A 23,285-nucleotide genomic window follows, 5' to 3' on the forward strand; every position below is an offset into this window, starting at 1 on the left:
GAGGACGTTTCGATTCAACTTGCATTGAATGAATATTTAATACCAGATGTACTGTTACCAGTTCATTCCGTTATCCTTGGCGATCGGCTCTTCCTTCACCAAGGTGTAGAGGCTACTCGCCTCATCCTTCTTGGTACTCTCGGCAATTCGTTCCACCCTCACAGTGACCAGTTTCTGACCGAACTGAACCGTCAGCTCATCGCCCACTTTGACAGCGGCGCTGGGCTTAGCTTCACGTCCGTTCACCAGAACACGTCCCTGTTCAGAGACGTCCTTGGCCACAGTGCGGCGTTTGATTAGCCGGGAGACCTTCAGGAATTTATCAAGACGCATTATTTTACGGCTTCTTTAAGTTTGTTGCCTGCTTTGAATGCAGGAACAGTGGACTCAGGAATCACGATTTCATTCCCTGTTTGTGGGTTACGTCCGGTACGACCGGAACGTTTGCGGGTCTCAAAAGTGCCAAAGCCGATCAATTGTACTTTGTCTCCGCTGGCAAGTGCATCTGTAATTTCTCCCAAAAAGCCGTTCAATACGGACTCAACGTCTTTTTTAGTCAAACCACTTTTGGTTGAAATGTTGTTAATCAGATCTGTTTTGTTCATTTTTAAAAGCCTCCCAAATTGAAAAAAAAGTATCTGCGATTCCTGACAATACATCGATTGCCACTGGTTTCGCGTAAGGTTACTACACATGTATTCTGGCTTGGCATCTGAAATCCTGCCTTGGTCCGCGACTTTTTTTAGCTTTTTGTCGATGGTCCGCAGGCAACAGTCTAAGACCAGTACCCGAAACCATCCGTCGCTAAACACCAACCCCAGTTTACACAGATGAACACATGTTCGTATTATCATAACACACTGCATAGCATGAATGGAATAAGGTTATCTGGCTTTTCCCAGAAAATTGAACCTGTTATAATCCTGCCTTCTTCGCATCCTGCCAGAATTGCTCCATCTCTTCTACATTGCTTTCTGCTGGTGTTCTTCCCTGTTCGCGAAGACGCTCTTCGATGTACTGGAACCGCCCGATGAACTTGCGGTTGGTCGCAGCAAGCGCCTCTTCCGGGTCCGTATCGATGAATCTTGCAACGTTTGCGGCTGCGAATAATAAATCACCCAGTTCGAGCTTCCGTTCTTCCGCAGACTGGCCTTGTTGCACCGCTTCTTTTAACTCCGCCAGTTCTTCCTCGATCTTGGCAAATACACCTTCAACATCATCCCAGTCAAAGCCTACTTTGGCTGCTTTCTTCTGTAACTTGTATCCCTTCATCAATGCAGGCAAGTCACGCGGTATACCATCCAGCACGGAAACCTTCTGCTGATCCTGGCCTTTGCGCTTCTTCTCCTCTGCCTTCATCTGTTCCCAGTTCTGAAGAGCTTCATTCGCATCTTCTGCCTGATTATCGCCAAAAACATGTGGATGGCGGAAGATCAGCTTATCATTCAAACCTTCGATGACATCATACACATTAAATGTGCCCACTTCTTCTTCCATCTGGGAATGCAATAAAATCTGCAGCAGCAGATCACCCAGTTCTTCTTTCATATGGTCGGGGTCATCCTCATCGATCGTCTCAATGACCTCATAGGTCTCTTCAATCAGGTTTTTGCGAATGGACTGATGTGTCTGCTCCTGATCCCATGGACAGCCACCCGGACTGCGAAGAATATTGACGATCTCATGCAAACGCGCAAAGGAACGGCGACGCATCGCATCATCAGTGTTCTTCGGTACATAGATCAGTGACAGATTGCCGTACCCTTCGATCCGGTCCAGTTCGTGCAATGGAATCTTGTGAATGACCTCCTGGCCCTGTACACCCAACGCGTGACCCACAAATACCGGATAATCATCCGGGTAAACCTCCATCAGGCATAGCTTCACATCCGAAGCAGTAAACACATCGTAGACTTGTCCAATCAATGTATGTAGCTGTGGTTGTACCAATTCCGTGTTCAGGCTGCTGGCATCCAGAAGTTGAAACCCTTCAATCGGGTCGAATCCAAGCCGTATAAAGGCTTCGTCCAGGAAACTCTCTCCGCCCATGACACGCAGTGAAATGCCCATCTGCGGACAACGTTCTTTGAGCAGGCGTACACTTGCTTCTGCCACCATCGGATGACCAGGTACGGCATACACAATCTCCGTTCCAGCCTCACCCTTGCGAGCAGCTTCTATCAGTTGGTTCGCGATCTCATCATATACTTCGGGGAAGGAGGACTTCGCCTCATAGATGGCATCAAATGATGTCATCTCCAGCCCCTCTTGCTTCAGATCATTCAATACGGGATGATCCAGGGTACGTACATACAGCGTAGCTGCATGTTTCATTTTTTTGATAATACCTACGGTCAGTTGGTCTGCATCTCCAGATCCAAGACCCACTACGGTTAAAGCTGCACTCATTACGTAAACCTCCATCCGGACTATCCTGTCCAGGCTCACTGATTCATCATGCCTGAAGAGGACTAATTACACGTATTATACCAGAATCATTCGATATCCTATAATTGCATATTAGCTGTGATGGGTGTAGAAGCACCGTGAGCATGGAGCTAGCGCAGCACACGCAGTCTGCGCAGCAGCTTGGCAAGGCGAGGCCCCAACTTGGGCACAGCCGCCAGCTCCGCGGCGGTCAGTAGCCCTGTCCAGGCCGCCGCCAGCAAGAACACGGCCGAGCCTGCGGCAATGCCCAGCAGGCTCACGCCCATCGCGGCCAGCCGGCGGTCGGCCGCGATACCCATGCCGCCGAGCATCGCTTCGGCGGCCCAGGCAGTGCCTAACGCCGCCAGACTCATGGCGGCGATCACCAGCGCCGGCTTCGCCAGGACGGCGCCAGGGGCAGGGCGCAGGGCGACAAGTCGCGCCAACAGCGCCACATTCAGGCCAGCCGCCAGCATGTAGGCGACTGCGCCTGCCAGGGCCGCGCCGCTGATGCCCAGCGCCGGCACAAGCATGACGTTCAGCAGCGCCTTGACGCCTGCGGCGGCCAGCATGCTGAACGCGGGTGCGCGCACGGCGCCGAGGCCTTGCAGCAGCGCCGCCGCAATAATGCTGACGGTGCTGCCCGCAGCCGTCAGCGCCATGTACCGCAGTGCTTCGGTGCCTGCGGCATCTCCGTACAGCATGCGGTTAATCGGCTCCGCCAGCACCGCGAGACCCGCGGATGCCGCCAGGCCGATCAACCAGAACCAGCGCAGCGCGAGGCCTGCTTGCTGCCGGACGGCTTCTGGCCCGCCCTTTAACCGTGCTTCCGCCATCGCCGGAATAAACAGCACAGATAGTGACGTGGCAAGCATCGTCACCAGTTGAACCAGCGGCAATCCACGGTTGTAGATGCCGAAGGAAACCATCGACTGAAGCTCGTCCAGTCCTTCTCCTCGCAGCAATCGGGGCACAGTGAAGGTATCCACCAGATTCATCAGCGGTACAGCCAGCGACCCGAGACAGACGGGAATGGCGTACATGAGCAGCGTCTTGATCCACTCACCATTGGATCGTGATCTTTCTGCCAGAGCCGGGTTAATAGCACTCACCGTTTTCTTCAGCGGCGTAACCGGTGTATTTTCCTGACGCTCATGACGATCTGATCCAACCTCTCCACTGTTACTGCTCCATTCCGAATCCAATTGCCCGTTGACCACTTCCCTGCCTTTTCGCCGATGACGGACCATGTAACCTAACATGGTTAACAGCCCAACCATTCCACCAGCAACGGAGCCCATCATGGCACCAGCGGCAATAGTCTCAAGCGAAGCGTACCGTCTCATCAACCACAGAAGCAGAACAATCATGACGGTGACACGTATCGTCTGCTCCACCACTTGTGATACCGCTGTTGGAACCATCTGCTGTAATCCCTGAAAATATCCACGCAGCCCTGTCATCACCGGTACAAACAATAACGCCCATGAAGCAGCACGAATCGATGGAACAACATGGCGGTTGCCAATCATGTCAGCGATCAGCGGCGCACCTGCATACATCAAAAGCGCCATTATAATTCCAATTCCCCCGAGCAGTAGGGAAGATAGTCGAATAATTCTTCTGCTCTCGTCTGGTCTTCCGAGTGCGTTCTGTTCTGCTACGAATTTGGATACGGCCAGCGGCAGCCCTGCAGCAGCAAGCGTGATAATGAGCATATATAACGGATACACCGTATTGTAGATGCCAAATACACCGTCTCCCCCCAGATTCTGCAGCGGAATCTTCTGAAAAGCACCAATGATTTTAGAGATAATGGCAGCAAGCCCAAGTATAAATGCACCCTGTAGCAGCCTTGAGCCTGTAGACGGCTGTTTCATAAGTCCCTCCCGCGTAATCCTTTTAAGCATACCTTGCTATTATAACTGCCTGAAGGCACGCAGACTAACCCTCCCCCATCACAATCATCCGGATTAACTTCGTTGTCCCTTAAAATGCAAAAACTCCCGTATGCCCAAGACAGGGCACCAGGAGTTAATCTGCGGTCTATTGTTCCATTTGCTTGCCAAGGAAACCAGCAGCTGTCTCGGACATCTTCACTTCCATCTGAGACATCTTCACCGATTCATCCTTATTAAACAGGATAACCGTTCCGATGGGGTCACCACCTGAAATAATCGGCGCAATAACAAAAGAGGATAACGTCTCGTCATGATCTTTGCTAAGTTCATAAGAACCATTGTTTGTTTCCAGAATGGTCTTCCTGTTTTCCATACATCCCTCTAACAGTTGACCTACCTGCTTGTCCAAATATTCTTTCTTGGAGCCGCCTGCCACCGTGATAATGGTATCCCGGTCAGAAATCATCGTTACATGTCCTGTACTCTCATACAGGGATTCTGCATATTCTTTGGCAAAATCACCAAGTTCGCCAATTGGCGAATATTTTTTAAGGATAACTTCTCCATCACGATCCACGAAAATTTCCAGTGGATCACCTTCACGAATACGTAACGTACGGCGGATTTCTTTTGGAATGACCACACGACCAAGGTCATCTATACGGCGGACAATACCAGTAGCTTTCATTTCACATGTTGCCCCACTTTCTCGAGAAGATTTTTCAACTACTGTTCCTTAATGGGTAGAGGAAAGTCCCAGAACGTTTAGTGTGATATCTTGACCATAGTATTCATCTGTTCCCATTTCCTTATACATGCTTCGGAGAATATAGTTGTGTAACTTTCGAAGAAGGCGACCATGTACCCATACGGCTTGAATGTATACAAGAAGAAGCAAGAAGGAGGTCCTAAGTCCTCCCCTTGCTTCTCTGCATGGTTGTCCATATTTACGAAGTACAAGGCATTCATTCGGGCGAATTCAACCCTGAACGTATGCTAACACAGCAATTTTACCAGCTTACTTGCTGCTTGTACCTTCATCTGTAGTTGCATCTTTGTCTGTTCCAGTCGTACCTTGGTCAGTCTTGGTATCCGTACCTGTGGAGTCATCCGTTTTTGGTTCGGTTGTTTTTTCTCCTTCAGTTCCTGTACCCGTAGTGCCTTCAGTTGTGCCTTCAGTCTTACCTTCTTCAGCTTTTTCTGTTTTTGGCAGTTTAACTTCTTTTACGATTTTGTCCAATTCATTTTGCATGAACGTATCGATTTCGGCTGCAGCCAATTGGCTCTTCAGACTTTCTTTTTGTTCAGCCGTCAATTTGGCAAAGTCAGCTTCAGTACGAGCTTCCACTTTCATGACGTGGTAACCGTACTCTGTCTCTACTGGATCACTGATCTTATTCAGTGGCAATGTTTTTGCAGCTTCCTTAAATGCTTCCACCCAGCTACCTACAGGTGTATTTTCATACAGTCCACCCTTTTCAGCAGAACCTGGATCTTCGGAATATTTTTTTGCAATTTCAGCAAAATCAGCTCCGCCATCCAGCTTGGTTTTTACTTCTTTTGCAATTTTAAGTGCATCTTCTTTTTTACGCTCTTTTTGCGTTTTTGGATCTGTGAAGTTAATCAGCACGTGACGAACGGAAGCCGTTGTGAACTGATCTTTGTTTTTCTCAAACTCAGCCTTGATTGCATCGTCCGTAACGCCTGTTTCTTTATCTTTGATTACTGTCATGATCCGAGTCATGTAGTCTTTAATGTTGTCGTCAGTCAGTTTCTGAGCTTTGAGCATTTCTGTCCATTGATCTGCCTGAACAGAAGCTTTCATTTTATCGAATTGCTCAGTTGCCGCTTTTGTACCTGCTGTTTTGGCTTCTTCACTTGCTTTGCCACTCAGATATTCATAAGCAACTTCCTGTTTCACCAGATACTCTTTGAAATCGTCCATATCCATCATTTGTGCATACTCCGGATAGAGGAATTTCATGACACGTTGCTCCATATCGAATTCATTGGCTGTAATAGTACCACCATCATACGTAGCGACTACAGCACTTGTATCCGTCGATTCCGGTGTTTTTGCTTCTTCTTTCTTGCCACATGCAGCAAGCAGTGATAAGGATAGTACTGCGACCATGCTCACAGACAGTACTTTTCCTACTTTTTTATACTTTGGTAACATCCTTTAGTTCCCCCTTTGATTTAAAAGCAGTTTTCATGGACTCCAGAATTTTCTCTACCAGCTCCATCAGTTGCTTATCCCCAAGCCCCTTGCCTTTAGCGTGAATCAGCATATGGGGTCCTTGTTCAAATTGTACACGTCTTTCGAACTGATTTCCAATGTGCGCGATTTTCGAGAGTTCAAAGGCATGTTCACGCCCTTCATAGAACTTCACGGTAATGTCCTCACCACGTTGGGAAATGGACTCAATACCGTAGATTTTGCCGTATACTTTCATCCGCGCAACAGCCAGCAAGTTAATGACGGCTTCCGGAAGATCACCGAATCGGTCAACCAATTCGTCTTCCAACTCCATCGCATCGTCGAAGGATGCAATGACCGCCACTTTTTTGTAGATCTCAATCTTCTGAATACTGTCATAGATATAATCGGACGGCAAGTAGGCATCGATACTGAGATCCAGGGTTGTGTTCCACTGGTCTGAAGGTACCGGCTCTTCGCCAAGCATCGTAACTTTGCGTTTGTTGATCTCCTCTGCAAGCATCTGGGAATACAGATCAAACCCGACGGAAGCGATGAAACCATGCTGCTCCGCTCCTAGCAGATTTCCCGCACCACGAATCGACAAGTCACGCATGGCAATTTTGAATCCTGAACCCAGTTCGGTAAATTCTTTGATTGATTGCAGACGTTTCTCAGCAACTTCAGTAAGCACTTTATCCCGTTGGTACGTAAAATAGGCATACGCAATACGGTTGGAACGACCCACACGTCCGCGCAGTTGATACAGCTGGGAGAGTCCCATTTTATCCGCATCATGTACGATCAGTGTATTTACGTTCGGAATATCTACCCCGGTCTCGATGATACTTGTGCTCACAAGCACGTCATATTCACCATCCAGGAAGTCCAGAATCGTTTTCTCCAGCTCTGTTTCCGACATCTGACCATGTCCTACACCAACTTTGGCTTCAGGCACAAGTTCAGAAATTTCGGCTGCCATCTCCTGGATTCCCTGAACACGGTTGTAGAGGTAATACACTTGCCCACCACGGGCAAGCTCACGCTCAATGGCTTCACGAACAAGCGCCTGGCTGTGTTCAACCACATAGGTCTGCACCGGGAAACGATTCTCTGGTGGAGTCTCAATAACGGACAGATCACGCACACCCAGCATGGACATATGAAGCGTACGCGGAATCGGCGTTGCCGTCAGTGTCAGCACGTCTACATTGGTTTTCAGCTTCTTCAGTTTTTCCTTATGGGTTACACCGAAGCGCTGTTCTTCATCAACAATGAGCAGTCCCAGGTCTTTGAACACCAGATCCTGCGACAGCAATCGATGTGTCCCGATGACAATATCCACTGTACCTGCCTTGATGCCTTTCGCTGTTTCATTCTGCTCTTTACGGGAACGGAACCGGCTAAGCACATGAATGTTGAACGGATAACCGGAGAAGCGCTCACGGAACGTCTCAAAATGCTGCTGTGCCAAAATGGTTGTTGGCACGAGTACAGCCACCTGTTTGCCTTCAATAGCTGCTTTAAATGCAGCCCGAATAGCCACCTCGGTTTTGCCGTAACCAACATCCCCACACAATAAACGATCCATTGGACGGTTTTGTTCCATGTCTTTTTTGATTTCTTCGATCGCACGCACCTGATCACGTGTCTCATCGTAAGGGAACATGTCCTCAAACTCCTGCTGCTCCGCAGAATCCTTGTCGAATCCAAACCCTTTGGAGGTCTGACGCTCTGCATACAGCTTAATCAGATCATCAGCAATATCCTGTACGGATGTGCGAACTTTATTTTTAACCCGTGTCCACTCATTGCCGCCCAGCTTGTATATTTTCGGTTCTTTCTCTTCGGAACCAACATATTTCTGAATCAGATCGATCTGCTCAATAGGTACAGACAGTTTGTCTCCACCCGCATAGAGAATATGCATGTAGTCCTTATGAATACCGCCAACCTCGAGGGTGCCGATCCCCAGGTACTTACCAATCCCGTGGTTCTGATGAACGACATAATCGCCCACTTTTAGCTCGCTATATGATTTGATCCGTTCAGCATTATCCACATTCCGAATCGGTTTGCGTACTTTACGCTGTTTTTGCGAGAACATCTCGCCCTCGGTCACAACAGCCAAATGAATGGACGGCATTTCAAATCCCGTTTGCAAATTACCAATCATCATCTCTGGCTCTGGAATATCATAGTCCATCAGTACCCGGCGCATCCGCTCGAGTCGCTCCTCACCGTTCGCCAGCATGAGCACTTTGACTCCGGCCTTCTGCCAACGCTCCATCTCTGCCTTCAGTACGTTCATCTGTCCATGGAAATCCTGCATGCCACGACTGATGAAGTTCAGAATGTTTTGTGGTTGAGTGTGTGGAACTTGGCGCAAAAAGATCGACATAAACAGCGTCTGGAATGGACGCTCATACAAGAGTTCATCACCGTCTGCGGATAATGGAAGATCCGGAAGTGTTTTTCCGTTTTGCATCAAATGCAGGTTCCACTCTGATTCATCACGGTCCAGCTGTTTCGATGTCTCCGATAGTCTGGCAGGCTCATCAAGAACCAGCAGGGTATCTTCTGGCATATAGTCGTAGATCGTTTTGTTCTCCGGATAGAGCGGAGAAATATATTTATACATTTCGGAGAAATACACGTGTTCCCGCAAAAGCTCGATCTCCCGGTGAATTTCCTCACGAAGACGCAGCTTCGCCTGCCGGTCCGTCATTTTCTCCAGCTGTTGCTCCAGCAAAAGAGCAGCCGCATCGGCAGCCTTTTCCATACGTTCACGATCTGCAATTAACTCCTTGCATGGTAAAACCGTAATTTCTTCAATCCGTTCAATCGAACGCTGATCCGCTGGATCAAATGTCCGAATGGAGTCGATCTCATCATCAAATAACTCCACCCGATATGCGATCGATGAAGTAACCGGATAGAAGTCGATGATACCTCCGCGTACACTCATCTCACCACGAGATTCCACGCGTTCCACACGCTCGTATCCGAGCTTTACCATCTCCAGTAGGAAGGAGTCCAGTTGAAGTGTGTTACCCTGTTTGATCAAAATTCGAGCATTGGCCATCACTTCCGGAAGCGGAACATAACGTCTTACCCCGGAAAAAGGAATAACAACAACGCCCCTGAATCCCTGGGCGCAACGGACCAACACATCAATACGCTGACCCAATGTTTCCGGGCTGGAAACAGCAGCTTCCGCAGCGACAAGCTCGTTGGCAGGATAGATCAACACCTGATCAGGTGAAAGCGCTTCCTGTAAATCTTCTGCAATTTTTTGAGCTGAAAACATATTATGTGTTACTACGAGCAATGGTCGGTTCATTTCCTGATGCAGAGCAGCCAGCATAATCTGACGCGCCGAGCCGGATAAACCCGAAACCAATTGTTCCTTCATGCCGGACTTGATTCCGGCTGTAATGGATCCGAAGTCCGGATCTTTGGAAAAAGCCTGTATAAGTGCTTGTAACAAAAGGGGCACCTCTCTTATAACTTACTTGATTATCTCACGCATACGCGTAGCATCACTATTAAAATGGATACAAATTCCTTTTTGTCCTGTTTCATCATATCGGATTACTCGCAACATTGCCACATCTGTTGATGCGGCTGAGCCTGATTTCGAGATAGCCATGACTTTCATGCCAACTGAAAAGAAGCCTCAGCAGGCTGCCAAGGCTATAAAAGGTGGAGCGTTATTACGCAACCGCCCTCAACTGTCATTCGATCCTGTACAGGCGATGTCTACTGAAGCGGACTCGCGAGCAGGCTAAGCTCCGGATTGTGCTCCAGGGCTTCCTTACAGTAATCACATGTAATCCGAACGGTAATGTCACCACCGGAATTATACGCTATTATATCCCTCCGCTCGTCGGGGGTCAAGAAATGAAAGCCGAGCTCTACTTCCGTTATCCGGGCAGAATCGATTCGTCCAATAAAGGTACGGCAATGCCTACATACGTAATTCACTGACATGTTTATGCCTCCTGAACATGGTTTATACATCCAGTATGTCCAGTATGGCTGAATCGAACCCGTCTTTATGATCATTTTACCAGTATGTCTTACAAAATTAACCGTTAAACTTCGCCATTGTTTGTTCAAACGTATGAGTCAAGCTATGCTCCAGGGCATCACATGTTTGCTCAATGGTCTGATCAAGGGCTTCCTTTTCTTTCTTCATAAATGTCGACAGTACATAATCAACAATGGCATGTCCTGGTTCAGGCCGGGATATTCCCATGCGCACCCGGTTAAACTGCTGTGTACCGGTATGCTGAATAATGGACTTGATTCCATTATGTCCGCCTGCACTACCTTGGTAACGTAATCTGACTTTGCCAATCTCTGTATCCATGTCGTCGTACACAACAATCAGATCTTCAAGACTAACTTTATAAAAATCCATATATGCTCGAACCGATTCACCAGACAAGTTCATATAGGTCATTGGTTTGATCAGTACGGTTTTCACACCGCCAATATTGCCTTCTCCAATCAGCGCTTTACATTTATTCTGTGTAATGGAGATATTATGACGATCAGCCAACCGATCCAGTGCCATAAAACCGATATTATGACGGGTTTTGGCATAGTTCGAGCCTGGATTTCCAAGTCCGACAATCCACTTCATCTTGTTCCCTCCTTCGGATTAGCCTGAGGTGAGGCATAGACTTCGAATCTTATATTTCATATAATATCAAGAAAGTAAAGATCGATTTACTGTAGTGTTCACAGTTAATATTTTATCGACCCAGGAAGGTGAGCGGGTTTTGCGCGAAGACAATGGACAACTGACTCAACATAGCGATTTTATCTATCATCTCGAATATCACGTACCTGTACAGGTATACGACCGCGACACCCATATTGAGATTGGTCTAATCACACGTTTCGATAATCAATTCGTCGAAATTGCCGACACGCTTTTTCATCGGCGTCGTTTCCGATTTATCTCCCGCCCGGGGTATTAGCTGACCAGCGTCTGTTTCACTTTTAATAAAACGGCACGCCGACAGGGGTTACATTTTCCATTGAACCGGAAAACGTAACCCCTCTACTACTTTATGCAGACATCCTTATTCAATTTCAAACAGCTTGCTGATTGACAATTCCTCATGAACCCGGATAATTGCTTCTCCGAGCAAAGGCGCTACAGACAACACTTTGAGTTTGCTTGTCGGATTAGCATGCGTAATTGGAATAGTATCCGTTACGATGACTTCCTTCAATGGTGCATTCTCCAAACGTTCCATCGCAGGTCCGGACAATACCGGGTGAGTACAGCAAGCGTATACTTCTTTTACGCCGCCTTCCATCAAAGCATTCGCTCCCAGTACAATCGTTCCCGCCGTGTCAATAATGTCATCGATCAGGATAGCTGTTTTACCCTCGATGTTACCGATAATGTTCATCACTTCGCTCACATTGGGCTCAGGACGACGTTTATCGATAATCGCCAGGGGTGCATTCAGGAAATCAGCCAGTTTACGTGCGCGCACTACGCCACCGTGGTCAGGCGACACAACAACCGGATTTTCGATCTGTTTCGACCGGAAATATTGAGCCAGAATTGGCACGCCAAGCAAATGGTCGACTGGAATGTCGAAGAATCCCTGAATCTGCATTGCATGCAAGTCCATCGCGATGACACGGGTTGCACCCGCTTTTTCAATCAGGTTAGCAACCAGTTTCGCTGTAATCGGGTCACGCGAACGCGCCTTGCGATCCTGTCTTGCATAGCCATAGTAAGGAATAACGACGTTAATCGTCTTGGCAGATGCCCGTTTGAGTGCATCAATCATAACGAGCATTTCCATCAGGTTATCATTAACCGGCAAGCAAGTGGACTGCACGATATAAACGTGACAACCCCGAACACTCTCGGAGAGTTTCACTTGAATCTCGCCATCACTAAAGCTGGTTGTGTGAGATTCACCCATAGGGATCCCGATATAATCAGCAATTTGATGGGCAAGCTTGGGGTTAGAATTGCAAGTAAATATTTTTAATTTCGAATCAAAATAAGTCATAAAATAAAAACCCTCCGTGCTGGTTCATTGGAATCAATAAGCGTCTGCGACATGTCGGCACCTCCCCGATCTTCGGGAGGCAATCTTGTTATCAAAACCCCTTATTGGGGTTTGGCATTTTGTTTCTTGGCTTTGGCACGTCCGCGAATCTTCTCCGCATAACCAGGTTTATTCTCCTGACGTGGACGAGCAATGGCCAGATCATTCTCGGGAACGGAATGGGTAACGGTGGAGCCAGCAACCACATAAGCGCCTTTTCCTACCGTAATCGGTGCAATCAGATTGACGTTGCTGCCTACAAAAGCATCATCTTCAATCGTTGTCACAGCTTTATTATAACCATCATAATTGACAGTTATTGCCCCGCATCCAACATTTACGTTTTTCCCTACTTTGGCATCTCCAATATAGCTGAGATGAGATACTTTGGAACCTTCATCAATTGTAGCATTTTTCACTTCAACAAAGTCACCAATTTTTACGTTGCGACCCAGCTTAGTCCCTGGACGCAAATTAGCAAATGGACCTACCGTTGCATCAGAACCAACCTCGGCATTGGATACTACCGAATGTTTAATTGTAACTCCGTCCTGAATAACACTGTCTTCCACATCTGCCTGAGGACCAATATGACATGCTTCACCAATGGAAGTTGTGCCTTTGAGGATTGTCCCCGGATACAAAACTGTATCTGATCCAATCGTAACATCCGCTCCGATATATGTCGATGACGGATCAATGATTGTCACACCGTTCAACATATGGCGTACGGCAAGACGTTCACGCATGAAGGCTTCGGCTTGCGAAAGTGCAAGTCGGTCGTTAACCCCGATGGATTCTGCGATGTCATCCGACATGTAAGCTTCAACTACTTCTCCATCATTGCGGAAAATGCCAACTACGTCTGTGAGATAATACTCTCCCTGAGCGTTCTGGTTCGTCACTTTTTCCAGGGCAGCGAACAATTTTGCATTATCGAAACAGTATGTGCCTGTGTTAATCTCATTCACAGCATCTTCCTGCTCTGTGCAATCCTTTTGTTCCACAATCCGTTGTACAGATCCATCTTCTCCACGAATAACGCGGCCATAACCTTTGGGATTGTCCAACTGAGCCGTAAGAACTGTCGCTGCTGCTCCGCTGCTCTCATGCAGCTTCATCAGACCTTCCAACGTCTCACTGGTCACAAGCGGTGTATCTCCACAGACCACAATTGTAGAGCCTGTTTCGCCGCCAAGCAAAGATTTAACCTGCTTCACTGCATGACCTGTACCCAATTGTTCTGCCTGGAGTGCATACTCTGCTCTCGAACCCAAAAATGACTGCACCGCTTCGGCACCATGACCGACTACAACTACACTGCGTTCAACGCCTGCACTGAGTGCCGCATCCAGCACATGTCCAACCATAGGTTTACCGCATACGGGATGCAGTACTTTGTACAATTTTGATTTCATTCGTTTTCCTTGCCCTGCGGCAAGAACGATTGCCATTCGTTTCAAAATTAACGACCTCCTGTTCTGAAAATCCCATTGAAATGCATTGCTGATCTATATCCAATGAGTATCGTTCAGCCGGCTTCAAGCCGGTCCTGTTCATCGCCTGCTGTCTCTGTAATCACACGTAACAACGCGGACACCAACGAATCGTGACCTATATGTATACGCCGTGTACCTGCGAGCTTAACCGAATCCCAATGATTCCTAAGATGCCGCCCTGCCACCAAGCGCACGATGCGCTTTTTGTTCTCTGCTAATAAACTCAATACTGAATATATCTTATTCCGGTCAAAAAGAAAAGAGAGCCATAAGACATGGCTCTCTTTTCCTTCGAACCCCAATAATGTTCTCAGGCACCTTCTTCAATGACTTCTTCCTCAGTTGCCGCACGATCGTATTCAGTCAAAACTGCTGCCTGAATCTTCTCACGCGTACCGGAAGAGATCGGGTGGGCGATATCACGGAACTCTCCATCAGGAGTACGTTTGCTCGGCATAGCAACAAACATTCCGTTGTTACCATCAATGACACGAATGTCATGAACGACGAATTCGTTATCGATGGTAATGGATGCGATAGCCTTCATTCTCCCCTCCGAGTTAACACGGCGGAGTCTGACATCCGTAATTTGCATGTGTGTGTTCACCACCTTTTTCCATCAGAACTTGGTGTATAATTCCACACAGCATATACGAACTCCTTCTTTTTATAACCACAAAAATTTCCTAATTTCAGGAATTTTTTTATTTAATACACAATTCGACAACGTTCATGCCAGGTCGATGGAAAAGACCTTTTAACGACATAACATTCGTCATCTTTCTACAGGTCAAAATAGTTGCCAGGCTTGACGGAAATCTGTCTGCTCTTGGCATCAACCGCTGTCAGTTTTGCCAGAGATACGTAATCTGTTAACAGGCGTTCTTCTGAATCTACAGAACCAGATTCCACCAGTACCCCTACCCCGGCAACTGTAGCATTAAACTCGGCCAAAAGATCGATCATTCCTTGCACCGTACCCCCGGCCTTCATGAAGTCATCCACAATAAGTACTCTGGAATGCTCACGCATCGCCCTGCGGGACAGGGACATGGTATGCAGACTTTTGTGGGACCCGGATACATAATTGATACTTACGGCCGATCCTTCTGTAGCCTGATGGTCCCTGCGTACGAGCACGACAGGCAGGTTGAGCTGAGCACCGGTCGCATAAGCCAGTGGAATTCCTTTGGTTTCTACCGTCATAACCACATCAATATTCATATTGCCAAAGGCCGTTGCAAAAATCTTGCCGGCTTCATTCATCAATGCGGGCTGACCAAGCAAGTCGGACATGTACAGGTATTCTCCAGGCAAGATCCGATCAGGTTGCGCGAGCTGGGTCGAGAGCCGCTCCGCAAATGCCAATGCCAGTTCTCGGGATACCTTCGGAATCCATCTTACTCCCCCGGCTGCTCCAGCCAGTGTATGCAGTTCTCCTGACCCACCTTCTTCGAACACTTCCTTGATAATCGCCAAATCTTCACTAATTGAAGACTTTGCGGCACCATAACGTTCGGCAAATGTGGTCAACGGAATAACCGTATGCGGTCTGGACAATAAGTATTGCGTCATTTCAACCAGCCTTGCGCTTCGTTTTAACTTCTTCACAGAGATCCATCCTCACGATCACGGAAACATCCAAATCCGAATAATTATTTAAGAATATAACACCTTTATACGTGTTTGTACATTATAAAAGCGAATTTTACGTTAACATACGTACAGCATACACTTCTTTACAGAACCCACGCAGACCATTGTATATCCGGGCAACCTTGGATTCTTTGGAAACCAGACCAAATACCGTTGGACCGCTACCAGACATTAACACGCCGTCTGCACCCAATCGAATCATGGCATCCTTCAGATGCTGAACTTCCGGATACAGCTTCAACGTTACATCTTCAAGCACATTGCCCATCTGGTCACAGACTTCCGTAAATGATTGATTGCGAATAGCCTGCTCCATTTTAGCTGCACTCGGATGACGAACAATCTTGTCACTGCGGAACCTTCCGTACACATCGGCTGTAGACACATTAATCGGAGGCTTGGCCAGAATTACCCAGCATTGCGGCGGATTAGGAATGGGAGTTAACTTCTCACCACGGCCTGTAGCGAGTGCAGTCCCTCCTGTGATACAGAATGGAACATCCGACCCGAGTTCAGCCCCAAGCTCCTGAAGTTCGTGATCCGGTATATTCAACCGCCACAGACGGTTCAATCCACGCAGCGCTGCTGCTGCATCACTGCTGCCGCCGGCGAGTCCGGCTGCAACTGGAATCTTTTTATCCAGATGAATATGGACACCCGTACGCACGTTATAGCGCTCCTTAATGAGTCTGGCTGCCTGGAAAGCCAGATTCTTCTCGTCGAGCGGGATATAACCCGCCTGACTGGAGATGAAAATAGTATCTCGCGGCAGCTCCGACATTTCCAGCCGATCAGCTAGATCGACCATGGTCATGATCATTTCAACTTCATGGAATCCATCGCTTCTTTTATGTAAAACGTCCAGCATCAAATTAATTTTAGCAGGCGCTTTTTCGTAAATTTTCAAGGCGTTCACCCGTCCTCACCTTTTCCCTAAGACAACTTAACATATTATATCAAAATGGGGCTGTCAAGTCATTTGTATTCCGCATCTAAGGGGAAAAAGCGGGGTTGTTCCTGACGGATTTCCCCGCTTTTCAGTCTGCTTGAAACGGATTAAGATTTGCGCGCAGCCTGTTCAGCAAGTTGAATTGCACGTTTTACCATGTTTCCTGCATCCTTGGCTTTAATTCCGCCCCAGCCTTCCTGTTGCACAGTATCATAGAAGCCCAGATCTTTCGCGAGCTCATTCTTCAGATCCTCTGACATGACACTTCTTCTTCTGCGACTCATGAACCATCCTCCTCCAAAGTATCCTTCATAATGTGATGAGTTCGTTGTTCGTTCACGTTTTGGACATTTTGTCACCAGGCTATATTCAGTTTCCTGCATTGCTTAAGAAACTGTCCCTTCACCTGTCCATATAGTATGCCGCGACCGTTCCTCGCTCATTCCTGAGTATGTATGGGTTACGATAGAGGGTGAATTGATGTTTAAAGAAAATAAAAAAGCGATCCGCCTTGTGGGGCGAATCGCCTGTAAATCGATACTTACGTCTCCATATAGGAGCTATGCGTCTGGCTGCCCGGGTCATAAACCATGACTTCCACCGATTCCGTAAGTATATCCGCATAACTATAAGATACTCGCTTGAAGGTTTCTTGCTCCTCATCAAGCTTAACAATAAAAACAGAAGGGTACGTTTCTTCCAATACACCCGTACGCTCAATGGTCTTACGGCGGCCACCATTAGCCCGCAACATAATTTTCTGACCAATATGTGCATCGAGATTGCGTTTGATATCCAACAGCGTGTTTTTAGCCATTGTCGACGACCACCTCTTTTCTTGTCCATTATACCGGATTTTACAGTCATTGTCAAATCAAAACTAATTATTATATCAGCATCAAAAAGTTGTTGTCAATGAATTTTTTTGCAAACAAAAAAAGCCCCAAATTGGGACTTTAAATGGCCTACATCAGACTGCCGACGGGTTCACTTTTAGCGTAGATAAATCATTCAGCCCAGGCAGACCTACCCGGTAACTCCCCCGTGTCTCGACACCACCCACACCCTGGCTACCACTGATGGTATTGTGCAGAACATCACTCATGTTGACCGTATCACGCACAGAGGTAAAGGAAGCCTTGGCTGCCACATAGACCGGATCAAGTGCATGAATGAGAATTCTGCCTGGAGAACTGGCAAAGTTCGCTCCAGCGCGCAGCAGTGCCTCAAAATGGGACTGACAGGCCCCTGCCACAATAGTGAGTGCGTCCAGATGGCGTTCATATTGTCTGGCCACCTGAATGGCCGACACAAAATTTTGCGAGTTCTTGTAGCTACCAAGACTATATAAGTCATAGGGCTGACGTGTCTTTAACACCCCATCATGACCCGTAATAACTACGATATCCGGACGTACTTTGGGTAATAAGCGGTATAAGGTATCTGCCATTGCCGATTCATGGACATACTGTCCCTCTGCGGGCACACGAAGTTGCTCATAGAGATCCATACTTTTTTTCAAATAGTTCGGATCTCCATCCAGATGAAGCACCTTTCCAGGCATTTCAAAATAAGCTGGTTCCTGCTGGGCAGACCAATCCTGTACCAGACCTTCACGATTCCGCTCAGCCTGTTCCATACGATTCTGCTGCAGACGGGACAGGGTCTGATGTGCTTTAATATGCGCCTGTCTGGTCTTGGCGCTTTGTGGTTCGTAGGGAACCTGTATCAAATCGTCCACCGGGGAATCGGCAATCAGCCGGAACTCAGTCCCTTTAATGACCGCAGCATCCAACTGGAGGCCTTCCACCCGAAAAGTCACATCGCCGCCGTATGACTTCCGAACGACCAAGTCTCCGATATTCATCAACGTAATCACCTCTACCCCATCGTATGGGCAGAGACCCGGTTTGGTTCATTCAAATTTTACAGCGCTGCACGTACCCCTGCTTCCCACATTACGGTGCTGAGTGTGGCATACTCTTGCAGACTCAACGTCTCTCCACGTCGGGACGGTTGAATACCTGCCTGCTCCAGCAGAATGTCTGCCTGTTCCCGGTTCTCCTTTGTGAAGAAACGTGCCTTCAAGTTGTTTGAGATTGTTTTTCTCCGCTGGGCAAAAGAAGCCTGTACCACTTCGAAGTAGTGTGCTTCATCCGGAATCTCCACTGGCGGCTGCTCACGCACTTTCAGCTTAATGACAGCTGATTCCACATTAGGTTGCGGAATGAATACCGTAGGAGGCACAATACACACAAGTTCCGGCATACTGTAGTACTGAACTGCGATGCTCAGACTACCGTAGTCTTTTGATCCCGGTGCAGCAGCCATGCGTTCAGCCACTTCTTTTTGGATCATGACAACAATGCTGTCTACCGGCAGCTTCTCTTCCAGCAGTTTCATCATGATTGGAGTCGTTACATAATAAGGCAGGTTAGCTACGACACTGACTTTGTCCACGGATGCAAAATCCGTATTAAACAACTCAGCCAGATCAAGCTTCAACACATCCCCATGATGAACACGTACATTCGAATAAGGCTGCATCACTTCTCCCAGGATTGGGATCAAGCGCTGGTCAATCTCTACGGCTGTGACGGGACCGGCTACCCGAGCCAGTCGCTCCGTGAGGGCTCCAATACCCGGCCCGATCTCCAGTGCGCCCTTAGACTCGTCCAGATCGGCTGCATTAACGATTTTGTTCAGGATATTTTGATCGATCAGAAAGTTCTGACCCAGACTTTTCTTAAATGAGAATCCGTGTCTTTGAATAATCTCTTTCGTACGCTTGGGCGTTGCAATTTCAATCGTCTCTTCCATGTTCTTCATATGCTCACAATCCTTCACGTTCAATTTGCGCTAATGCTGTAGAGAATTCTTCCCGTGTAATCTGAAATACACTGAGACGTTTGTGGAACTGCTTCCCGTTACAATAACCGATGCCTAGCAGATTGCCCATCTCCATGCGACGTGCAGCAGCCTGCGGATGCACGATAAGTCCTGCCGCGATCAGGTCCTCCCAATCGATCAGGCTCGGAGCACCTTCGTATGAAGTATGTACGCGCGCCAGAGCATGACGGATCGCCTCTGGTGAGGCATTCTCCACCCCAATGTCCCCTTTGCGCGTTGCATCGGCTTCCGGAATGAAGGCATGTTTGCAGCCAGGGACCTTGTTCGCAATAATTTTACGAATGCGTTCGCCAGCATGATCCGGATCTGTCAGTACAATGACTCCCCGTCTCTCCTGAGCAAGCGCAATCCGCTTCAGAATGCGTTGGTTGATGGCTGATCCACCTGTTTCTATGGTATCGGCCTCCACGGCCCGACGGATAGCTACCGTATCGTCACGGCCTTCCACCACAATGACTTCTTTTATCATGTTCCATTTCTTCCTTTCTAACGCAAAAAGAAGAGGAATATCCTCTTCTCTGCCAAACGGCGGGGGAGACTGAATTCAGACTCCTCCGCCGCATATTCCGCATGAATCATTCATGCAACTATTTTATAGCATTCCCATTTCAAAGTAAAACGATTTTAGTTCGCTTCCGGCTTCACCGGACCGATCACGTAGACCGTTTTGCCTTTCTTACGTCCAAAATTCAGGGCATGCTTCACACTGTCATAATACACATCAATTTTGTTGCCTTTAATGGCACCGCCTGTATCTTCCGCACGACGGAATCCCAGACCTTCGATATATACCCACCAGCCAATTGGAATGACTTTGGGATCAACCGCAATGGTGCGTCCTTCTGTTACACGAGTACCAGAAGCCGTTTTAGTACCAATGCCAGGCTCTTCGGAAGAGTAGGCAGTCATGGATACATTTTTAAGTACTTTGGAGTATTTAAAAGAAGTTCCGGATACGGTAATTACTTTGCTGCCCGAGGCAGATGTTTTCTTCGAGTTCGTTGTTGTAGCCTTTTTGGTTGTTGACGTTTGAGCCGATACGGTCTGAATCTCAGGTTCCTTCACGACCGGTTTTGCTTTGGTGCCGACAGCGATCACTTTATCTACACGATTATTAGCGACAGATTTGCCAACCATTTTTTTGGAGACCAATTCTCCATCCTGAAATACCTTTTCGATATGCTGTACAATTGTGCCTTCTTTGCCGTTCACAACGACACGGTTATCACCTTTGTACAAGCTAGGGTCAGCCGTTTTAATGACTTTGTAAGCGATCGGTTGCTCTACATCCACTGTACGCTTTGTTACGCGCACTACACGAATCTTCATCTCCGCTTTGATAGCAGTTCCAAGCGCCGGATACACTTTATCATTACTTTCAACTTGAATACCTGATTTTTGAATTGCATCTTCTACCGATGAATCGGTTGTATACAGAGTCTTGGTGTCTCCGTCTGCCGTAATGTTAACTGGAACGGCCCGCTCAATAACGATTCGGTCTCCATCTGTTAACGCCCCATTCATGGACATGGATACCTTATCGTGAGGGCTGACTGTGATCGACTGCTCCTCCAGCATTTCCTGAAGCATTCCTGTACGAGTCTCTACCACCTGAGCTTTGCCATCAATAACCAGTGAAATTTGTTTCCCGGCCTGACCGTAAACGACTAACAAGATCATGATTGTAAGCGCAATTGAGAAAATCGCGATCAATGCCATTTGACGCATGTTCTCATGCTTCCACCGCAACGCGAAAGACTTACTGGATGATCGTGACTCATGGGTCTCTTCTGGTTGGAATGTGCCCACTTCTCCGTCCTCCTTCATAGCCTCGCCGTCTAAAGTAATGCATGATGTCTTTGACGTGACTATACCAAATTTTCTACAGAACACAGATTGGACCAACATAATCCGGTTCTGCACCATGAATCAATCTTCGCAACATGATGTCATCCTCCTGAATACCTACCGTATGATGACAATATTTCTTTTATTCAAAAACAAAAAAGCCAAAGAAAGAGTGTAAGAGGAACTCTTTCGTGGCTTCCGAATGATTCTGAATATCGGAAATTCATGCACGAGGTTGCCTCTCTTTTTCCGCTTGCGAGGTTAGCTGTCGGGTTCGGGCGAAAGAGAGCCGCCCTATCTTGGGTCACCCGCTCATGGCGGACGCCCTTGAATTCACCCCGAGACCCAAAGAAGAAATCAAATACGGCTTCGCAGTTCCCTTCGCTGCTTTTGGGTCAGCGAACGTTGCGCATCGGCCAAATACACCGATGTTTAAGCCCTATTGGTTCCCCCGCTCTCCGATAACGGAGACTCAGCGAGACTGATTCATGAAAGTAATGTTGTTTCATCGGAAAGTGTCCCTTTGTTCATCCCCCGAACATCTGTCCAATTTTCCGCACAACAATTCACTGAAAAGATGATATCCTGTTTTGATGCATGTTGTAAAGCGTTGATCAAGTACGTTTTTCTGAATATTTGGTTAAAATATTGTAATATTCTTGATTTATTTGGATCAAAGGGCAAATTACCTCCGCTTACCTGCCTTTTTCACCTCATTTGCTCGTTTTTTTAACGAATCCCAAATCGTTCCATGGCATTTTTGGTTGTTATTGCAGCAATTTCCTCCACCGAAATGCCTTTAATTTCCGCAGCTGCCTCTGCAACCAGACGTACATGCGCTGTCTCATTTCGCTTCCCACGATAAGGGTGCGGTGTCAAATATGGAGCATCTGTTTCAATGAAAAACCGATCCATAGGAACCTTCTCCAGCACCTCTTTGGGTTGCTTTGCATTTTTGAATGTGATCGGTCCTCCGAAGGAGAGATGGAAGCCCATATCGAGACAACTTTTTGCTGTTTCCCAGCTGCCCGAGAACGAGTGCATCACACCACCAACTTCGCCCGCCTTCTCTTCACGCAAAATTCTTATGATATCCTCATGTGCATCCCGATTATGGATGACAATTGGCATGTTCACTTCACGCGCCAAAGCAATTTGTTGTCGTAATACGCGATGCTGTATTTCTTTTGGTGAAGTATCCCAGTGATAATCCAATCCAATCTCACCGATTGCAACCACTTTTTCATGCTTGCATAAAGATGCAATCCACTCCAAATCGCCCTCCTGCATTGTGATCGCATCTACGGGATGCCACCCTACAGCTGCATATATAAAGTCATACGTTTCGGCAAGTTTCATTGTGGTTGGAATTGTCTCCCGGTTAAAGCCAATGTTGATCATGCGACCAACTCCTGCATCCACAGCACGCTGAATCATGTCCTCGCGGTCCTCGTCGAATTGTGGTGCATCCAGATGTGTATGTGTGTCGAACAGCATCATGTCTGTATCTCCCTTCATGTCGAAATAACGACTATCTTCTTTTTCAAAATCCAATTTGTAAAATTCAATAATTCAATGACTCATACATAAAACATTTTGGGTATCTGTGTATTACATCATTACGTTTGTTTCTTCACAAATACAATATATAGAAGATATACGGATATTCTGATCTATATATTGTTGATTGTGCTCATTCTGTCTACTTGCATTTACAAAATTATGTCGATCTACATATACTCCCCATTAAAGCAGATTACTGTATCATGGAAAATAGCTCTTTTAGAAAGTGTTTTGATATCGAAA

General features: G+C 47.3%; 23 protein-coding genes and 1 riboswitch. Of the genes, 1 reads left to right on the forward strand and 22 read right to left on the reverse strand.

Annotation, left to right across the window (positions count from 1 at the left end):
- Positions 1–54 precede the first annotated feature (54 nt).
- From MKY28_RS25865 to pth, 9 genes are all read right to left on the reverse strand, one after another.
- Complete coding sequence (locus tag MKY28_RS25865; RefSeq protein WP_017691361.1) at positions 55–333, reverse strand: RNA-binding S4 domain-containing protein; 279 nt, start codon at positions 331–333, stop codon at positions 55–57.
- On the reverse strand, positions 333–605 hold the full coding sequence (locus tag MKY28_RS25870; RefSeq protein ID WP_017691362.1) for an HU family DNA-binding protein: 273 nt from the start codon (positions 603–605) through the stop codon (positions 333–335). The genes MKY28_RS25865 and MKY28_RS25870 overlap by 1 nt, the downstream gene beginning before the upstream one ends.
- 310 nt (positions 606–915) lie before the next feature.
- Positions 916–2,409 (reverse strand): nucleoside triphosphate pyrophosphohydrolase, encoded by a 1,494-nt coding sequence (gene mazG, locus MKY28_RS25875; protein ID WP_340031569.1) that lies wholly within the window; start codon positions 2,407–2,409, stop codon positions 916–918.
- Between the two features lie 149 nt (positions 2,410–2,558).
- A complete protein-coding gene (locus MKY28_RS25880) occupies positions 2,559–4,307 on the reverse strand; it encodes a putative polysaccharide biosynthesis protein (protein WP_340937379.1) in 1,749 nt (582 codons plus the stop codon).
- Positions 4,308–4,473: 166 nt separating this feature from the next.
- Complete coding sequence (gene spoVT, locus MKY28_RS25885) at positions 4,474–5,016, reverse strand: stage V sporulation protein T (protein WP_036606123.1); 543 nt, start codon at positions 5,014–5,016, stop codon at positions 4,474–4,476.
- 330 nt (positions 5,017–5,346) lie between these two features.
- Positions 5,347–6,507, reverse strand: a complete 1,161-nt coding sequence (locus MKY28_RS25890) for a peptidylprolyl isomerase (protein ID WP_036668467.1) — start codon at positions 6,505–6,507, stop codon at positions 5,347–5,349.
- Positions 6,491–10,018 (reverse strand): transcription-repair coupling factor, encoded by a 3,528-nt coding sequence (mfd, locus tag MKY28_RS25895; protein WP_036606125.1) that lies wholly within the window; start codon positions 10,016–10,018, stop codon positions 6,491–6,493. The genes MKY28_RS25890 and mfd overlap by 17 nt, the downstream gene beginning before the upstream one ends.
- Before the next feature lie 272 nt (positions 10,019–10,290).
- On the reverse strand, positions 10,291–10,521 hold the full coding sequence (locus tag MKY28_RS25900) for an anti-sigma-F factor Fin family protein (RefSeq protein ID WP_017691368.1): 231 nt from the start codon (positions 10,519–10,521) through the stop codon (positions 10,291–10,293).
- A gap of 97 nt (positions 10,522–10,618) precedes the next feature.
- The gene (gene pth / locus MKY28_RS25905; protein ID WP_036606126.1) at positions 10,619–11,179 is read right to left on the reverse strand and encodes an aminoacyl-tRNA hydrolase; all 561 of its coding nucleotides are present in this window, start codon (positions 11,177–11,179) and stop codon (positions 10,619–10,621) included.
- 139 nt (positions 11,180–11,318) lie between these two features.
- Between pth and MKY28_RS25910 the strand changes: the two genes are divergently transcribed.
- Positions 11,319–11,519, forward strand: a complete 201-nt coding sequence (locus tag MKY28_RS25910; RefSeq protein ID WP_024633712.1) for a hypothetical protein — start codon at positions 11,319–11,321, stop codon at positions 11,517–11,519.
- A 105-nt stretch (positions 11,520–11,624) separates the two neighbouring features.
- Here the strand turns inward: MKY28_RS25910 and MKY28_RS25915 are convergent, their stop codons facing one another.
- The 13 genes from MKY28_RS25915 to MKY28_RS25975 all read right to left on the reverse strand — a co-directional run bounded on the left by MKY28_RS25915 (position 11,625) and on the right by MKY28_RS25975 (position 22,979).
- On the reverse strand, positions 11,625–12,578 hold the full coding sequence (locus MKY28_RS25915; protein ID WP_017691370.1) for a ribose-phosphate diphosphokinase: 954 nt from the start codon (positions 12,576–12,578) through the stop codon (positions 11,625–11,627).
- A gap of 101 nt (positions 12,579–12,679) precedes the next feature.
- Entirely contained in the window at positions 12,680–14,071 is a 1,392-nt protein-coding gene (gene glmU, locus MKY28_RS25920; RefSeq protein WP_260633062.1) for a bifunctional UDP-N-acetylglucosamine diphosphorylase/glucosamine-1-phosphate N-acetyltransferase GlmU, read from the reverse strand.
- A gap of 77 nt (positions 14,072–14,148) precedes the next feature.
- Positions 14,149–14,343: a hypothetical protein gene (locus MKY28_RS25925; RefSeq protein WP_124118801.1), complete on the reverse strand. Its 195-nt coding sequence runs from the start codon at positions 14,341–14,343 to the stop codon at positions 14,149–14,151.
- Positions 14,344–14,426: 83 nt separating this feature from the next.
- The gene (gene spoVG, locus MKY28_RS25930) at positions 14,427–14,711 is read right to left on the reverse strand and encodes a septation regulator SpoVG (protein WP_017691372.1); all 285 of its coding nucleotides are present in this window, start codon (positions 14,709–14,711) and stop codon (positions 14,427–14,429) included.
- Positions 14,712–14,899: 188 nt separating this feature from the next.
- The gene (gene purR / locus MKY28_RS25935) at positions 14,900–15,727 is read right to left on the reverse strand and encodes a pur operon repressor (protein ID WP_017691373.1); all 828 of its coding nucleotides are present in this window, start codon (positions 15,725–15,727) and stop codon (positions 14,900–14,902) included.
- Positions 15,728–15,824: 97 nt separating this feature from the next.
- Positions 15,825–16,679, reverse strand: coding sequence for a 4-(cytidine 5'-diphospho)-2-C-methyl-D-erythritol kinase (gene ispE / locus MKY28_RS25940; RefSeq protein ID WP_026081373.1), 855 nt, complete (start codon positions 16,677–16,679; stop codon positions 15,825–15,827).
- Positions 16,680–16,828: 149 nt separating this feature from the next.
- Positions 16,829–17,005, reverse strand: a complete 177-nt coding sequence (locus MKY28_RS25945) for a small, acid-soluble spore protein, alpha/beta type (protein WP_017691375.1) — start codon at positions 17,003–17,005, stop codon at positions 16,829–16,831.
- A 257-nt stretch (positions 17,006–17,262) separates the two neighbouring features.
- The gene (gene veg, locus MKY28_RS25950; RefSeq protein WP_017691376.1) at positions 17,263–17,538 is read right to left on the reverse strand and encodes a biofilm formation stimulator Veg; all 276 of its coding nucleotides are present in this window, start codon (positions 17,536–17,538) and stop codon (positions 17,263–17,265) included.
- A gap of 153 nt (positions 17,539–17,691) precedes the next feature.
- Entirely contained in the window at positions 17,692–18,588 is an 897-nt protein-coding gene (gene yabG / locus MKY28_RS25955; RefSeq protein WP_017691377.1) for a sporulation peptidase YabG, read from the reverse strand.
- A gap of 59 nt (positions 18,589–18,647) precedes the next feature.
- On the reverse strand, positions 18,648–19,550 hold the full coding sequence (rsmA, locus tag MKY28_RS25960; protein WP_100528122.1) for a 16S rRNA (adenine(1518)-N(6)/adenine(1519)-N(6))-dimethyltransferase RsmA: 903 nt from the start codon (positions 19,548–19,550) through the stop codon (positions 18,648–18,650).
- A 4-nt stretch (positions 19,551–19,554) separates the two neighbouring features.
- Positions 19,555–20,100, reverse strand: coding sequence for a ribonuclease M5 (gene rnmV, locus MKY28_RS25965; protein WP_017691379.1), 546 nt, complete (start codon positions 20,098–20,100; stop codon positions 19,555–19,557).
- A 155-nt stretch (positions 20,101–20,255) separates the two neighbouring features.
- The gene (locus tag MKY28_RS25970) at positions 20,256–21,440 is read right to left on the reverse strand and encodes a 3D domain-containing protein (protein WP_074092915.1); all 1,185 of its coding nucleotides are present in this window, start codon (positions 21,438–21,440) and stop codon (positions 20,256–20,258) included.
- Between the two features lie 273 nt (positions 21,441–21,713).
- Positions 21,714–21,967, reverse strand: a riboswitch (cyclic di-AMP (ydaO/yuaA leader).
- Positions 21,968–22,208: 241 nt separating this feature from the next.
- Positions 22,209–22,979 carry a TatD family hydrolase gene (locus tag MKY28_RS25975; protein ID WP_179087975.1) on the reverse strand — a complete coding sequence of 257 codons (771 nt, stop codon included), beginning with the start codon at positions 22,977–22,979 and terminating at the stop codon, positions 22,209–22,211.
- Positions 22,980–23,285 lie beyond the last annotated feature (306 nt).

This window comes from Paenibacillus sp. FSL R5-0473 (genome assembly GCF_038004565.1).
Lineage (GTDB): Bacteria > Bacillota > Bacilli > Paenibacillales > Paenibacillaceae > Paenibacillus > Paenibacillus amylolyticus.